The 15,585-nt window shown below is 69.6% G+C and carries 8 protein-coding genes and 1 pseudogene; 1 reads left to right on the top strand and 8 read right to left on the bottom strand.

The window, feature by feature from the left end; all coding sequences use genetic code 11:
- Positions 1-19 precede the first annotated feature (19 nt).
- The 3 genes from CR470_RS17950 to CR470_RS17940 form a co-directional block, all read right to left on the bottom strand.
- Positions 20-3,394 carry a protein kinase domain-containing protein gene (locus CR470_RS17950; protein ID WP_179892297.1) on the bottom strand — a complete coding sequence of 1,125 codons (3,375 nt, stop codon included), beginning with the start codon at positions 3,392-3,394 and terminating at the stop codon, positions 20-22.
- A 56-nt stretch (positions 3,395-3,450) separates the two neighbouring features.
- Positions 3,451-4,755: a hypothetical protein gene (locus tag CR470_RS39600; protein ID WP_179892296.1), complete on the bottom strand. Its 1,305-nt coding sequence runs from the start codon at positions 4,753-4,755 to the stop codon at positions 3,451-3,453.
- Between the two features lie 634 nt (positions 4,756-5,389).
- A complete protein-coding gene (locus tag CR470_RS17940; protein WP_257138759.1) occupies positions 5,390-6,487 on the bottom strand; it encodes an IS4 family transposase in 1,098 nt (365 codons plus the stop codon).
- 279 nt (positions 6,488-6,766) lie between these two features.
- Here CR470_RS17940 and CR470_RS17935 point away from each other — a divergent pair.
- A pseudogene (locus CR470_RS17935) lies at positions 6,767-7,976 on the top strand (IS110 family transposase).
- On the opposite strand, the gene CR470_RS17930 reads toward CR470_RS17935, so the two are convergent.
- The 5 genes from CR470_RS17930 to CR470_RS17910 all read right to left on the bottom strand — a co-directional run.
- On the bottom strand, positions 7,973-8,401 hold the full coding sequence (locus CR470_RS17930; protein WP_097868614.1) for a hypothetical protein: 429 nt from the start codon (positions 8,399-8,401) through the stop codon (positions 7,973-7,975). The pseudogene CR470_RS17935 and the gene CR470_RS17930 sit on opposite strands and share 4 nt — an antisense overlap.
- A 239-nt stretch (positions 8,402-8,640) precedes the next feature.
- Positions 8,641-9,954: a TIGR02679 family protein gene (locus CR470_RS17925; protein ID WP_097868606.1), complete on the bottom strand. Its 1,314-nt coding sequence runs from the start codon at positions 9,952-9,954 to the stop codon at positions 8,641-8,643.
- Positions 9,951-14,084 (bottom strand): TIGR02680 family protein, encoded by a 4,134-nt coding sequence (locus CR470_RS17920; RefSeq protein WP_097868605.1) that lies wholly within the window; start codon positions 14,082-14,084, stop codon positions 9,951-9,953. The genes CR470_RS17925 and CR470_RS17920 overlap by 4 nt, the downstream gene beginning before the upstream one ends.
- Complete coding sequence (locus CR470_RS17915; protein WP_097868604.1) at positions 14,081-15,382, bottom strand: TIGR02678 family protein; 1,302 nt, start codon at positions 15,380-15,382, stop codon at positions 14,081-14,083. The genes CR470_RS17920 and CR470_RS17915 overlap by 4 nt, the downstream gene beginning before the upstream one ends.
- A partial coding sequence (locus CR470_RS17910) for a DUF2397 family protein (RefSeq protein ID WP_143663833.1) occupies positions 15,379-15,585 on the bottom strand: 207 nt, incomplete at its 5' end. The genes CR470_RS17915 and CR470_RS17910, both read right to left, overlap by 4 nt.

Below are 15,585 nucleotides of genomic sequence, written 5' to 3'. Positions count from 1 at the left end.
GCTCGCCCGGCATCCCGTTTCAGGAACTCGGCACGGCGAGGTCCCAGTCCAGTTCCCACAGGCTCGCCGTGCCGTCCAGCCCGCCCACGAGTAAGTGCCGTGCATCCCGGGTCACGTGAAGGTCCAGTACCCCGCTCTGCGTCGTTTCAAGGGTGTGGATCAGGTCTCCGGTCTTGAGGTTCCAGACCGTGACGGTTCCGGCCAGGTCTCCAACGAAAAGGAACTCGTCGTCCGGACTCAACACCAGACACACGGGCCGCGCAGACTGATCCGGCTGATCCGACGGCCCCGGGAACTCGTGCAGACGCTCCCCGGTGCCGCCCCACGCGCGCACGTACGGTGCTTCGTCCCCGCACGCGACGACGACCTGGCGATCGTCCGACACGCACACGTCGCGCGGATAGTAGGCGTCGTCGACCGGGATGGAGGCCGCGCAACCGCCGTCAGGCAGGTCCCAGACCCGGATTGACCCGGGTGCCGCGGTTACCGCCGTGCGCCCGTCCGCGCTGATCCGGACGGCGTTGACACGTGAGGTGTGCCCGGTGAGCGTACGCAGTCGTCGTCCGCTGTCCAGGTCCCAGAGTTGGAGCCCGTGAGCGTTGTCGGCCGCGACGGCCCGGTGGAGATCGGCGGAGATGTCGGCCGTCGTGAAGATGTTCGCGTCCTCCGGGACGAACGAGGCGGACTTCGTCCCCTCCGCTGTCGACCAGACACGCAGGGTTCCAGAGGCCAGCACCGCGGCGATCCTGCGCCCTTCGGCGTCGAACCTCGTCGTCAGCACGCCGTCGTCGAGGTCGAACACCGGCGTGCCACTGCGCAGATCCCACACTTTCGCCCCGAGCAGGGTTTGGCAAGTCGCGTACCGTGCGTCGTCGGAGACGCTCGTCCCAGTCTTGCGCAGTGCCGTCCCGGGTACGGACATCGTCCGCTTGATCCAAGCCGCCCGCAGTCCCGTACGGGAGAACCGGGCGCCCAGCTCCCGCCAGGACCGCAGGAGCCGCACGTCCCGCTCGTAACCGGGCAACGCCCGTGCTTCGCTGAGAAGTTGGTGTGCGGTGCGGAACTGAGCGGCGTCGACGGCTGCCTCGGCCCGGGCTGCCAGGTCGCGCGCCCGGTCGCCGAAGTACGTGAGGTCGACCACCGGGTGGGGGCGGCTCACGCGCAGTGCGGCCGTGTAGCCGACGGGGACCCGCAGCTCCCAGGAGCGGACCGTGTTGTCGGCGGCGACGGACCGCGCGTGCCGGCCGTCCGGGGAGAACCAGACCGCGCACACACCCGCCGTGTGCCCGTGCAGCGTACGCAGACAGCGCAGCGCGGTCAGGTCCCAGAGGCAGACCGTGCCGTCCTCGTTGCCCGTCAACGCCCAGCGGGTGTCTGCGTCGAGGGCGAGTGTCGTGATGCCGGCGGTGGTCGTCATGCGACGCTCGCACTCGCCGCTCCCGACGTTCCAGACGCGGATCATCTCGTCGTCGCTCGCGACGACCACGCGCGTACTGTCGGCGGTCCATGCCATCGCCGAGACCCGGGCGAAAGAATCCGCAAGAACGCGCCAGTGGTCCCGGGAGTCGGCGGACAACAGATGCAGGCGGCCCTGTGTGTCTCCGTGGTAGACGAGCAGGGTGCACCCGTCAGGGCTCACCTGCGCCATGGAGAAGGCTCCCCGGCCGTCGAAGCGGTCGCTCAGCACGAGCCCGCCGCGCGGCACCGCCGTGCCCTGCTGGAGATTCCAGCCGAGCAGTTCGCCGTCCCCAGTCACCGCGTAGGACGTGGTCTGGTCGGGAGCCAGGCACAGGGCTTGCACAGTCTCGTTCCCGACCGGGGTGAACATCCGCAGCCCGCGCTTGGTCGCGAAGTTCCACAGGCGCACGCACTCACCGCGGGCGTGCACCAGGCCGTACCCTCCGTCGATGCTGCTGACGTGATTGACCCAGGTTCCCCCGCTTTCGCAGCTGTGCAGGCACTCTCCGGTGGTCGCGTCCCACAGGTGGGTCGTGCCGTTCGAGTCGCCGCTGATCACTTGGGTTCCGTCACGCGTGAACGCGGCCTGGCCGAACGGGGGGAAGTGCTGGTCCGGGTACCAGGGGACGGACGTCGTCCCGGCAGCGGACAGGTGCCCGAGGTCCGGCGAGTCGAGCGCCTGCTGCGCGGAGCGTGCCTCCGGTTCGTCCGCGTGGTCCCGCGTGACCCGTTCCAGGAGCTCGCGCGCGCTGTCCACGGCGCCGCGCTCCAGATGCGCCTGCGCCGTCAACAGGTGCGCGTACCAGGGGTCACCGGCGTGCCGGCTTGCGACGCGTAGGGCGGCGAGTAGGGCTGCGTCGCTGATCTCGCCGCGCCGCCATCGCAGCAGTTGCGCGTTGTACGTTGCGTCGAGGTGCTGCGGGTCCGCTTCGAATGCCTTGCGCAGCTGGTCGTCGGCCTCTTCCTGGTGCCCGAGGTCGAGCAGCGACAGGGCGCGGTTGTTGTACTCGGCCGCCCTGAGTTCGGCCGATGTGGGTGCAATGAGGCGCGGGGCGTCAGGAGCCAACTGGGCGTGCATATCTTCGAGTTCGCTCGCGATGTCCTCCATCGAGTCCGGTCGGGCGTGCGGCTCCGGTTCGAGACAGCGGTCCAGGAGAAGCGCGAGGGGCCGGGGCATCCGCCGCTCCGGCGGCTCGGAAACCGCAGGGCCGTCGTACGTGGCGCGGGTGTGCCCCGCGACAGTGGAGGCCTGCGCCGACTCGGCCGCGTGGAACATCTCGCGCACGGACACGGCGAAGCTGTACACGTCGGACGCTTTGCCCAGCGGTCTGCCCCGCATCTGTTCCGGTGACGCGTACGCGGGCGTCAGTCCGCCTGCGGTCGGGCCGCCGGAGGTGGGGTTCAGCGCTTGGGCGATCCCGAAGTCAGTGATCTTCGCGACTCCGTCGACACCGCCATCGAGCAGTACGTTGGCCGGTTTCACATCGCGGTGCAGTACGCCGCTGTCATGGGCGAATTGGAGTCCGCGCGCCAGGTGGCTGCTGATCCGTACGAGTCGCGCGAGGACCGCTTCAGGATCTCCCGCGTACAAGGCGCCGGTGTCTATGGACTCGCGCAGGCTGCCGCCGCGAACGTACTCCGCGAACAGTCTCGGGACGCCGTTCAGTACCCGTACGTAGTAGCAGCTGCAGACGTTGGGGTGCAGGCCGAGGGAGACCCAGGTCTGCGCCTCGGCCACGAAGCGTTCCGCGTCGGGGGCGTGCGCCACGAGCTCCGGGAGCGGCGACTTGACCGCCAGGTCGATGCCCCATCCGAGGTGCCGGACACGGTGGACGACACCCATCCCTCCGTGTCCGACGAGGCGGGTCAACCGGTAGAGCCCGTCGATCACGTCTCCGGTGTGCCACCCGGCCGACGGCTCCGCGGAAACGCTCATGCTCGATCTCCTCCAAACTGTCGGGGCTTTCGTCTCCGGAGAGACATCACACTCGCTCAGCGGATGGTCAGGGATACGTGGTCGTTGAGTACGAGCGTGTCGTGGCGTCGGACGGGGACGACCGCGTCGCGGCGGACGACGACCGTCTCGTCCCCACGAAGTAGCACCGCGTCGCGAGCGCCGCTCAGGTGGGTGTACAACCAGCCGTCGTCGGACAGTTCGAGGGTTCCGTGGGTGCGGCTGATGTCGGGCCGGTTGACGCTGATGTCCTTGAGACTGCGACCGATCGTCACGTAGTTCGATTCGGTGCGGTACGTGGCCACCACGGCCTCGTCCACGACCACCGACACGTCGAGGGCCTCCTGGAGGGTGGGGCGCCCCGTAGCCGACCCGTCTGCGTACAGCACACGCAGGGATCGGCCATCGGGGAGTCGCAGGAGGCTTTCGTTCGGGAGGAATACGGTCGTGCCGGGGCGGATGCCCGTCCCCTGGCCCTCGCCCAGCACGATCCGGTCCGGCGACTTCTGGACCCATTGGAAACCGGGGCGTCCGTCGACGCTGTCGAACCAGCGGAAGGCTCCGACCACGGTGCCGTCCTCGTCCGTCCCGCCCACAGCCGGCCCGTGCGGCGTCAGGGAGATCGGCAGATCCAGCGGCCGGCCCAGGTAGTGGCGCACCGTCTCGCCATCACGCTCCTCGCGGCGGCCCTGAGGAGCGCGCGGCTCCTCCAGAAGGTCGAGGGTGGCGCCCGCTTGCGGGGCGCTGTCGGCGACCAGCGGCACCCACACGCGCTGTACGGCGGGTTCAGAGGGGCCGCGCCGCAGGAGGCCGCGCGAGGCGTTCACCCATGCGGTGACTTCGAGCCAGCCGTGGCGGACTTCGTCCTGGCGGACGAAGAACCGGAACTCCTGGCTGCCGGCGAGTACGCCGTGCTTCCCCGGAATCGACCATCGTAGGTGGTCCGTACCGATTCCGGTGACGTCGCTGACCACTTCCTGCCGGTTCGTGGTCCGATTCAGCCCACCACCGACCGTACCGATGCCAGGAGCAACCGAGACGGTCGCGCTCGACACCGTTGGAATCGCTATGGATTCCGCAGCCGGGGACGGGGCACAGGCCACCGGTGTCGGACAGCCACGGGGCGAGTGGAGCCGTGCGGAGACGACCAGTTCGAGGTCCGACTTCGCTTGCACGGACCGTACGGTAACGGGAACCGAGACCACAAGGTGCCGCGACGCCTCACGCGCCGCACCGGTGAGTCCCGCCTTCTCCAGCATCGACGAGGTCGCGACGTCGCAGTCGATCTCGCCGATGACGGCCCTCGGCACTCGTGCGGAGCGGCCGCCGTCGTGTCCACGCATGGATCAACCCCCTGTGACTGGACGCGAGTTCAGCGCAAAATCATCATGCCCGACATCACTGGTACGTGAGCTGCGGCTGAACAAATACGACCCCATTTGGGGTCCCGGCCCGCCCGGGCGGAGCGCCATCTCGGTCGCAAGCCCCTCGGACACGCGCAAGGAGACCGCCCGCGCGAACGACAGTGCAGTCCGCCACGACAACCCCGCACGACAGATTCACGCGCACCCCTCCCGCCCACGTTCCTGCTGCTGGAACTGCCGTTGTGCGGGTGGCGGCGCACCAGGTCGTCCCGGTGCGGACGAGGTCACGGACGTCGAGGCCGCCCTCGTGGAGACCGCGACCGTCACCTTCGCCCCCACGTTACCTTCTTCGTGGCTCCGCAACGGGGCCACCGGCCTTCGGGTCCGGCATGACTTCCCCCCCCCTTGTTAACCATGACAATGCTGTTGCTTTAGGGGCTACTGCCATCTGTGGTTCAGGGCGATAGTGACGGCTGGGCGGTGCTGGCTGGCGGGTTCGTCGGATGCCTTGCTGCCGAAGGGGGTGATGCACGATTTCAGCTTGCGTGGGCAGTCACGTGACCGTCGTCGGGGCAGCAAGGCTCTGGTGATCTCGGCAAGGCCGAGGCGACGGTCACGTCTGCGTGCTGAGGGGGGAAAAGCCGGTCGGTGCGATCACCGAGCGGCGGACAACGTGCAGGGCGCGGGTGAACGAGGTTCGCTCCGGCGGGCACTGCGCGATGCGGGAGGCTTCGACGAGCAGATCCCGGGTGGCGTGGTGGACAATCAGGTGGGCGAAGATCTCCTGGCGGGCGCCGTCGGGAGTCTGTGAGCGGAGGACGGGTCTGTCGCGCTGATGGGTCTTGATCTCGTCGAAGACGAGCTCGATCTCCCAGCGTCGCGCGTACAGTTCGGCGAGCTCGGCAGCCGGGTACTTCTCGTGGTCCATCAGACTGGTGATCAGCCGGATCACCTCGGCCTGGCCGTCGATCCGATACTCGACCACCCTCACCAGGGCCGGTGGGGCCTTGACGGTCCCGGCCGCTTTGCTGTGCTTGTTCGCCTGGATTCGAGCCAGGTAGCTTCCGTCCTCGAGGACGTCTTCGACCCTCCGAGCCATCCGCCGCTCTGTCCGCCACAGCAGGTGGGCACCCTGCTCACGCAGGCGGTGCCAGCGGGCCAAGCCCCAGAATCCGCGATCAGCCAGCAGCAATGTGCCGGCGCCGACATGCCGCTCCAGTTCGTCGGAAACGATCCGCTCCGAGTCCTTCCAGCCGCCGATCACCGCGTCCAGTACCGCATGCGAGCAGCACTCCGCCACAGCAACCACACGCGCCATCGGATAGCCCATGGGACTGCGCTGGGAGCCGGACTTGCCGAAGGTTTCCCGGTTGCCGGCCGAGTCGGGCACCGCCAGCAACATTCCGTCGACGGCCAGGACGCTCAGATCGTGAAAGAGCTCGGGACTGCGTCCCTGCGGCCGGGCTATCGCGCGAAACAGATCGCGCATCACTGTCCAACCCAGCCTTTGCCTGGCCCTGGTCAGGGACGACTTGTTCACCCCCGACCAAGACCTCAGCCCCGGCACACCCGCCTTGAACAGGCGCAGAACTTCCAGGTAATCGACCCGCGGGAACAGGCAGAGCGCGAGAACGAAATACACCGTGAACCGGGCCGACAGCAGACGACGGCGCTTCTCCCCGCACCCCGCCTCGGCAACGACACGGTCCACCAGCTCAGGCGGACACGACCGAGTCAAGATCCCCAACCCCAGGCGCTCCAAGCGCGACACCAACACGAACAGCCCAACGCGCCGCCCGCCCCAAAGCAACGGCATTGTTGTTGATGATCCGGGGGGGGATGGTGTCACCGGGTCCGGAGGCATCGACGGACCGCTGATGAGGGGCTTGAGCACCGGCTTCACCCGGGCCGGAAGAGCTCTCCGTAACGTGGATGTGGCAGCTCGGTGCCGAGGCAAGGCCGGACGAAAGCGTGATGGAGGGGCCTGCACGTGATCGACACCGGCGACATCGACGTCTTCCTCGGCCTGGACGTCGGCAAGGGCGAACACCACGCCACCGCCGTCACGCCGGCTGGAAAGAAAGCCTTCGACAAGCGGTTACCCAACACCGAACCCAAGCTCCGCGAGCTCTTCGCGAAACTTCAGGCCAAGCACGGAACCGTACTCGTCGTGGTCGACCAGCCGGCCTCGATCGGCGCCCCGCCGCTGGCAGTCGCAAGGGACATGGGCTGCCCGATCGCCGACCTTCCGGGCCTCACGATGCGGCGGATCGCCGACCTCTACCCAGGTGAGGCGAAGACAGACGCGAAGGACGCGTTCATCATCGCGGACGCCGCCCGGGCGATGCCCCACACGCTGCGGGCGATCGACGGCGAGGACGAGACCATCGCCGAGCTGGAGATGATCGTCGGCTTCGACGACGACCTGGCCGGCGAGGCCACCAGGGTCGCAAACCGGCTCCACGGCCTGCTGACCCAGATCCATCCGTCGCTGGAACGGGTGCTGGGGCCGCGATTGCAGCACCCGGCCGTCCTGGCCCTGCTGGAGCGGTTCTCCGGCCCAGATCCGCAAGGCCGGGCGGCGACGGCTGGTCACGCTGTTACGGCCGAAGGCCCCGAGGATGGCCGAGCGGCTGGTCGAGGACATCTTCACCGCTCTGGACGAACAGACCGTCACCGTTCCGGGGACCGAGGCGGCAGCGCTGATCGTCCCGAGCCTGGCCGGCTCGCTGACGGCCGTGCTTGACCAGCGGAAACTGCTGGCCACGAGGATCGAGGAACTCCTGGAGGCTCACCCTCTTTCGAAGGTCCTGACGTCCATGCCGGGAGTCGGCGTCAGGACCGGAGCCAGGATCCTGATCGAGGTCGGCGACGGCAGCACCTTCCCGACCGCAGGCCACCTCGCGGCCTACGCCGGACTCGCACCGGCGACCCGCAGTTCGGGGTCGTCGATCCGCGGCGAACAGCCTTCCAGACGAGGAAACAAGCAGCTCAAACGGGCTTTCTTTCTCTCCGCGTTCACGGCCCTGGGGGACCCGGCATCGCGGGCCTACTACGACAAGAAGATCGCCCAGGGCAAGCACCACACCCAAGCCCTGCTCTGCCTCGCCTGACGCCAGACAGATGTCCTCTTCGCGATGCTCCGGGACGGAACCTTCCACAAACCACAGCCTGTTCGGACGGTCGCTCCGCAGACTTAGACCATGGTCAGGAGGTGATCCGTGGGGCCGTAGTCGATCTTCCAGTCGGCATAGACCCCACAGAATCCATCCTTGATGCACCGCAGGCCCACGGTTACCCAGCGGACCGATCTGTCGTCGCCGAGTGAGAACGCGACCGCGGCCTCGAATTCCTCGCTCCCGCAGGGGCAGCCGGCCGCACCGGGCTCGTCGTCCTCCCAGGACTCCTCGTTCCAGTACTCCTCGCTATCCGCGATGAACGCACGGCTGCCGCAGCCAGAGCACTCCCGTTCCGCTCCGGACGCATTGACCAGCACGAAGAACACCCGGCCGCCGCACTCACACACGGAAGCACTGATCTTCACCGGGCAGCCATCGACAGCACCCCGCAGGAACACCGCGAGCTCCGCGGGGACACCCTCACCAACCTGATCATCAGCATGCACGGACACATCGTTCCAGACGCCCCGAACTCACACCCGACCAGCTTGACCAAAGACATAGGGGCACCCCCCGAAGTTGTCTAAGTTGCTAACCCTCGACTCCACCAAACTCCGTTAAGACAACTCCAAGCTACCTGGTGGCACGCTCCATGTGATGCGTCATCGAAACTAGGTCACGCAGAACGGCAGTCGACATCACCACAGGTCAGCACCAGCCTACGGCCCTTCAATCGCCTGGAGCGTTACGAGTTGCCGGAGAGGTGCTGCTGGGGAGCCGCAGCCGCGAGATCTTCCAACAGCACATCGGCTACCAGCTCCTCCACGACGGCGATGTCGTGCTCAGCCATGACCTCGGCCAACTCGGCATCCCACGGTGCTCCGGAGATACGCCCCGGTCGAGGACCGTGCGGGTTGCGGACGATCGCGGATCGGTAGTCTCCCGCCGTCATGCGCCAGGGGTGTGCCCCTGTTTTCTCCACGACGTACGCGGCAATGCGGATGCCTTCGCCGTCGAAGTCACCGTGGTAACGGAGAGCAGCGCCTTGGTCCGCGAGTAGGCGAAGGAGCTGGATAGCTGCGTTGTTGGGCCAGCCGGACGTGCAGACAAGCGGCGGGCAGTCGGAGCCGAAGCGGCGGAGAGCGAGAGCCAAGACACTGGGGTTCTCCACTACGTGGACGAGGAGTGGGGCAGTCGTGGCGGGCAGGGTGAGCTCGCCCGGGCTCCTGACGTGGGCGAGGGTCAGGCTGGCGGCCTGACCGGCCTCGGTGCACAGGCGGGCCACACGGGCGAGAAGACCGTCGCCGACAGGGCGCAGTCCGCAGGCGATGACGGTGGCGGAGAGCTCGTCGTCGGCGACGCCAGCACGGGACCACAGGGCGCGCCGTTCCGCCGCGGACTGCGGCGGTGCAATGTCGTACAGAGTTGCCAGGGCACGCAGGACGAGAGTGGAGACGGGTGTGCCGTCGTCGAGAGCGTGCGCGTGGCCGTTCAGGACTTGGGCGGCGAAGACGGGCAGGGGTTCGGCCTGGCCCGGTAGTTCGGCGAGCACCTTGAGCGCGTCGGTGAGGAGCGCACGGGTACGTTCCGCCGAGCCGCCAACCAGTCCTGCAGCTCGACAGGACGCAGCCCAGTCGGCGAGCACCGGCTGCGCCCGCACCGTGTCGTGACCAGCCAGCCAGGTCCACAGATCGGCGCGTTCGCCCTCCTGGCGGCGGCGTTCACCGGCTCTGTCACTGAGAGGGCCGATGAGCTCGGCAACGACTTCTCGTACGGTGCGGCCGGAGAGCTCGGTGACGGCCTCCTCCAGGCGGGCCAGAGCGACGGAGGGCCGCGGGTCCGGCAGGCGGTCCAGGCCGAGGAGGTCCGCGAGGGCTTCGCGCTGGGTCTCGTCCAGCAGTCCGAGGCGTACGCGTGTGACGGGGCGGCCGGAGGAGAGACGGTCGTGGACCGTCTGCCAGACGGGATGGAGTTCGGGGCGGCGAAGGGTCGCGCCGCCCGACGCGAGATGCTCCCGAGAGGTCGTCCCGCCGGACACGGGGTGGTCTCGCAAGGTCATCCTTCCTCCATTCCGATGCCGTTCCAAACGAAGCGCGCGCTGGTGACGGCGTCGTCTCCGTCGGTCAGGAGTTGGTGGACGGCGATTCCAGGTAGCTCCCTGTAGTTTCCCCACTCGTGGTCGGAGGTGATCATGAGGTCCAGGTCGAGTGCGGTGAGCAGGGCGAAGACCTGTCCGCGGTTGACGGTGTCGACGCCGACGAAGACTTCGTCGAGGAGGATCGGGCGGGGTGCCAGGGGCACGTCCTCGTAGTGGGCAGCGACGGCGGCGAACAGAGGCAGGTGCAGTGCGATGGCTTTCTCCCCGCCGGAGAGCGCGCCGTGCAGCCGCTTGGTCAGGGGCTGCCAGCCGCTCCCATCCGCCCGGTCGAGGCGGACAGTGAAGGTGTGCCAGGCGGTGTAGTCGAGCACCTCGCCGAGGTGCTCCTCCCAGCTCGCTGCCGTGTCGCTGCCCTTGGCCTCCTCGATGCGGGCACGGAAGAAGGCGTGGAGGGCCTCCCGGTCGGACTCGGTGACCCGACCGGGGTCCTTCAGGAGCAGCTGGCGGGCGGTGCGGGTGCTGTCGGGGAGGTCCGGGCGGACGTCCCAGACGAGCTGGACGGCGACGTTGGAGGCGGTACGGACCCGTTCCAGGTGCCCGTTCATGTGCGCGACGAGTTCGCCGGCCCGGCGGATGCGGGCGGCGAGGTGGCGGCGGATGTCACCGGTGAGGATCTGGTCGAAGAGGCGCCGTTCGGCGGTGCTGATGTCGTCGCGGCTGCGGTCGCGCTCCTGGGTGAGCGCGGCCAGCAGACCGGTCGCCCCGACGCGGACGCCCTCCAGTGTGGCGGTGAAGAGCTGGATGTCGTCGTCGGGCTCCAGCTCCAGGTCGGCGCGGACGCCGAGGTGGCGGCGGGCCTCGTGAACGGCTTCGGAGAGGCGGGTGGCGGCGTCGCCGAGGTGGCGCGGGGCGTGCGGGACCTGGGGCCACCGTGCCGCCATGGCGCGCGCGGCCTCCAGAGTGGCCTTGGTACCGTCCCCGGCGTCGAGTTCGGGTACGACGCCCGCGTCCTCGGCCAGACCCACCAGGCACAGGTGCCGCAACCGCTGCGCCGCGCCGTCGCGGGACTCGACTGCCTTCTCCTGCCGGTCGGCGGCCTGGCCACTGGTGGCCCTCAGCTCTCCGATACGGCCTTCCAGGCCCAGGAGGAGCTCGGCTGTCCGGCGAGCTTCCTTGCCGCAGCGGACCCGTTCGGCACGGGTCTCCGCAACGCGCGCGACGATCTGCCGGTAGTCCGCGCCGACCGTCTCCTCCACCGCCTTCAGACGAGCCGTCATACCAGCCGCCTTCGCTTCCGCAGCGGCCGCGTCAGCGGCCTGCTTCTCGGTGAGAAGGCGTGACCTGTCCGCCCGTGCGGCCGTCTCCCTAGCCCTTTCAGCGGCCGCGATCGCTTCGATGCGGGCGTCCGTCCAGGTATCGGCGAGGTCGCGGAACCTCTCCACGTCGCGGCCAAGTTCGCGCAGCCGGTCGCGGTCCGTGGGCAGTCCGTGTTCGGCGGCCCTGCGGCTCAGCGTGCGCAGCGCGCCGGCCACGTCACCCTCGCGTGCGGCCAGATGCTCGGTCGCGTCGCGCACGGCGTCGTCCCGAGCAGCTACCTTCTCCTCGGCCCGGTCCCAGTCCCGCCGGCAGGCGTCGAGTTCCCGGTGGTCGGGCCGGGCGGTGCGGTCGTCCGCCAGCCGGGCGGCGCGGACGCCGAGTTCCCGCAGCCGGTCGGCGAGGGTGGACAGGGAGGCGTCCTTCTCGGCGATCAGCTCGGTCAGTTCGGCGATCTCACGCTGCTTGGCCCGCTGCCGGGCGAGGGCTCCGATGTGGGCGGGCTCCGGCTTGCTCCAGGAACCCGTGGCCGGCGCGAGGCGCCAGGCGCCGTCGGAGGAGACTGCCGCAGGGTGACCGCCGGGCAGGGTGGTGCCGTACGCGATGCCGGCGAGGATGCGGGTCACCGTACCAGCCGGTACGGGAATGTCCTCCTCGGGCCTCAGCACGTCCAGCAGGCTGGAGCCGGGGGCGGTCGTGGCGAGGCCGACCTCGACACGGGTGTCGTGCCCAGGAAGGGTGAGCCCTTCGGATGCGCTCACCCATGCGTCCAGGAGGCCCGACGCCTCCAGTGCCGCTTCCACCCCGGCCTGTACGGGGAGCGGGACGTCCTCGTGGAAGGCGATCAGCCGCCACAGCGGCGCGCCCGCCGCAGCCATGCGGACGGTGGTGCGGGTGGGTGGAGCGACGGGCTGGAGATCGGTCTCGCCGCTGAGCTTGCGCCTCCGCGCGTCGAGCAGGTCACGTTCCTGCTCCAACCCCTGTTGCGCCGTGCGGACTCCGGCCCGCTCCGTGGTGATCTCCTGGTCCAGCGGTCGTGCGACCGTTTCGACCAGCTCGCGCACGTCTGCCTCGACGGCCGCCCTGGCGGCCAGTTCATCGAGGTCGGGGATGCGCAGCTCCGTGCAGTCCCGGGCCCAGGCGAGCAGCCGCTCCGCCTGGGCTGCCAGGGCTTCGTCCCAGGCGGCGGCGGTCGTGTCGCGGTGGGTGATCGCGTCCGCGAGCCGGGTTCGGGCCTCGTCCAGCAGGCCCTCGGCGGTACCCCGGTCGCGTACCGCCCGGTCGTGGGCGTCGATCGCGTCGGTGATGTCGGCGACCTGCTGCCGTCGGGCGGTGACCGCGCCCCGGAGCAGTCGGCGGGCGGCGGTGCCAGGAGCATCGGACCGCCTGCTCCCCGTCCTGACCGGGGTGTTCGCCGACTCGTTGCCGAGGGGCTTCACCTCCCCTTCCGCGTCCAGCATCGTCTTCACCTCGTGGTGAATGGACTCCATGCCTGCGGCCCGGGCCGAGCGGTGTGCCTCGTCCGCAGTCGCGCGGGCGTGTTCGTCGCGCGAGCGGACGTGTCCCGCGACCTCTTCGGCGTGCTTCCGGTCCTCCTCCGCCTCGGCCTCGGCGGACCGGGCGGCGGTACGCAGCTCCGCGGCGGCCGCGACCTGTTCCTCGGTGCCGCGGCGGAGCCGGTCGAGCTCCTCCCCCTTCTGGTAGGCGTCGCTCTCCCGAAGCCCTTCGATGATCTCGTCCAAGGCGTGCGCCCGCAGTTCCAGCTCCTCGCGCAGGGCCAGGGTGGAGGCGCGCTCCTCGCACGCCTTCTCGTACTCCTCGGCGCTGACGCGGGCGTTCCGGGTGAGGTCGTCCATCTCGGTGGTCGCAGAGATCAGCGCTGCCGCGCCGGCCCGCAGGACCCGACGGGCGTAGGCGCGCTGCCGGGAGGCGACGTTCTCGGCGGCCGTCACCTCGGCGTCGAGCCGGTCGAGGTGGTCCCGCTGTCGGTCCAGGCGCTCGAAGCCCTCGGCGAGCTCGGTGATCTCTCCTTCGCCGAGCGGGGGCAGGGCGCGGGACAGCAGGCTGGACAGGAGGGAGGGGTCGAGCCGTTCGGACAGCTTGGGCTGGCGGAGCTGGAGCAAGGCGGAGAGCAGGGACTCGTACCGCTGCTCGCCCATGCCCGCGAAGAGTTCGCGCCGCACAGTGGCGCGGTAGTCGGTGGCTACCGGATGTACCTCGCCGCGGTCGCGCAGGGCTTCGGTGAGGGCCGCCTTGGTCAGGGGCTGTCCGGTGTCGTTGACGAGGTGAACCCCGTCGGGGTGGGCAATCCGGGCGGTGGTGGTGAAGTAGTCGGCGTGCGCCGTAGTGGTGTGCACGCTCGCGTGCAGGCGGGCTCCGCAGCCGAACCAGTGCTCGGTGCCGTCGTCTCCGACGCGGCGGAACTCCATCCACACATACCCAACACGGGTCTTTCCGGACGCTCCCTGGCCGAGCAGGTTCCAGTGCATCGTGCGCTCCGAACCGCCGAACGTGGAGAGGCGGTTGGGGCGGAGGCTGGCGTCGAAGAGGAAGGGGAGCAGCAGTTCCAGGGCCTTGGACTTGCCGGTGCCGTTCTGACCGCGCAGCAGCAGGCGACCCTGGTGGAAGGTGAAGGTCTCGTCGTAGTAGCGCCAGACGTTGAGGATGCCTGCGCGATGGGGCTGCCAGCGTCCGCGGCCGGTGTCCGCCTCGTGAACGGGTGACGGTTCGATGGTCTCCTCGGGCCGTCGCTGGAGGGGGAGTTCCGTCACGCTCACTGCTTGTCTCCTTCTCCGACGCTGTCGGCGGTGGTCACGGCTAGCGGATCGTTCTTCGGGGCTGGGCCGGTGGTCTCCGTCAGGCGGTAGCGGTACGCGGCCGGTCGCGCGACGACACGGTCTCGGGCCCTGCCTGCCAGGCCGACGTCGAGCAGGATCCGTATGGCGTCGTCGGCAAGGCGGGCCGGGCCTTCCTCCGACTGGTACGCCTTGGCCCAGCCCGGGAAGCGGCGCAGCAGCTCCGCTCCGGCTTCGGCCAGCTGCTCGGGCAGCAGGCCCGCGGGCGTGGCGCAGAGCGGTGCGAGGAGGAGCAGCGCGGCGACTCGGGCTGTGGAGCTGTCGTCGGGGAAGCGGACGTCGGTGGCGATGGCGTCCGGGTCGACGAGTAGAAAGCCCTCCGCCCGTTCCTCCAGGAGGAAACCGGCCTGTTCGACAGAGCGGCGCAGGATCTGGCGTCCGGTCAAAGAGGTGACGTAAGCGAGCTCGTCGTCGGCGAGATCGGCCCGGTAGAGCACGGGGTCGTCGAAGAGGCGGCGCAGCACCGAGTGGCGCAGCCTCAGGTTGCGCTGGGCGTCCGTGATCGCGGTGGTCTCGGCGTGCGTGTCGTCGGCAGAAGCGCCTCCGTAGCGGCGCTCCCTGACCAGGCCGACAAGGAGGTCTTCGAACCGCGCGGGCACCTCCTCCGGAGGCACGGCGAGCCGGGAGGCGCCGACCGGTGCGGCGGGCAGCCGCATGAGCAGCGTGTTGTCCACGCGGTAGAGGACCTTCGCCTCCGCGGAGTCGACGTACGTCTCGGTCGTGCCGTCCACCACACGCAGTACGTCGTACGACTCCAGCAGCTTCAGGACGTCGACGAACGCCATGCGCTCCGGCCGGTGGACCGGGTCGAACCCCGCCAGCGCGCGGTCGGCCGCCATGGCCTGGACGACGCGGTCGGCGAGCATGCCGATGGTCGTCATCGGCATCGACAGCAGCTCCGCGGCGGCCACGCACAGCAGGACGTACCGTCGGCGGTCGAACGGGGCCCGGCCGGAACGCGCCCGGCGAGCGGGGCGGGAGCCGTCGGGGTTGACGCGGACCTTGGTGAGGCGGGCGTAGCCCCGGCGGGGCTCCACGACCAGATTCCAGCCGCAGGTGTAGTCGAACCAACGAGTCAGCGGGTCACGGCGGCGGCGCACCAGATCGAAACCGGTCGGGTCGGCTGCCTCGGTGAGCAGCGGGCGGGCCAGAAGGAGGCGGATGGCACGGGCGACCTCCTCCCGTTCGGCGGAGGCCAGTTGGTTGGCGAGGGTGCTCATCCTGCGGCCTCCTGCCCCGTGGCGGCGCGGACTGCCGGGAAGGAGATCGCCCCACCCACGGCCGTGACGTGGATGACGTAGTCCGGTCCTGCCATCGTCCCCTGCACGGTACGCAGTACGGCGGTGCGCCCGTCGGGGGGCGGCGACAGCGCCACCTCCACCCGGCCGTCGCCGGTCGTGGCCCGTCGCCGGCCACCCGCGTC

The sequence above is a fragment of the Streptomyces sp. rh34 genome, assembly GCF_002551245.1.
GTDB lineage: Bacteria > Actinomycetota > Actinomycetes > Streptomycetales > Streptomycetaceae > Streptomyces.
The sequence above is the reverse complement of the archived record's forward strand: the minus strand, read 5'-3'. Positions and strand labels throughout refer to the sequence as shown.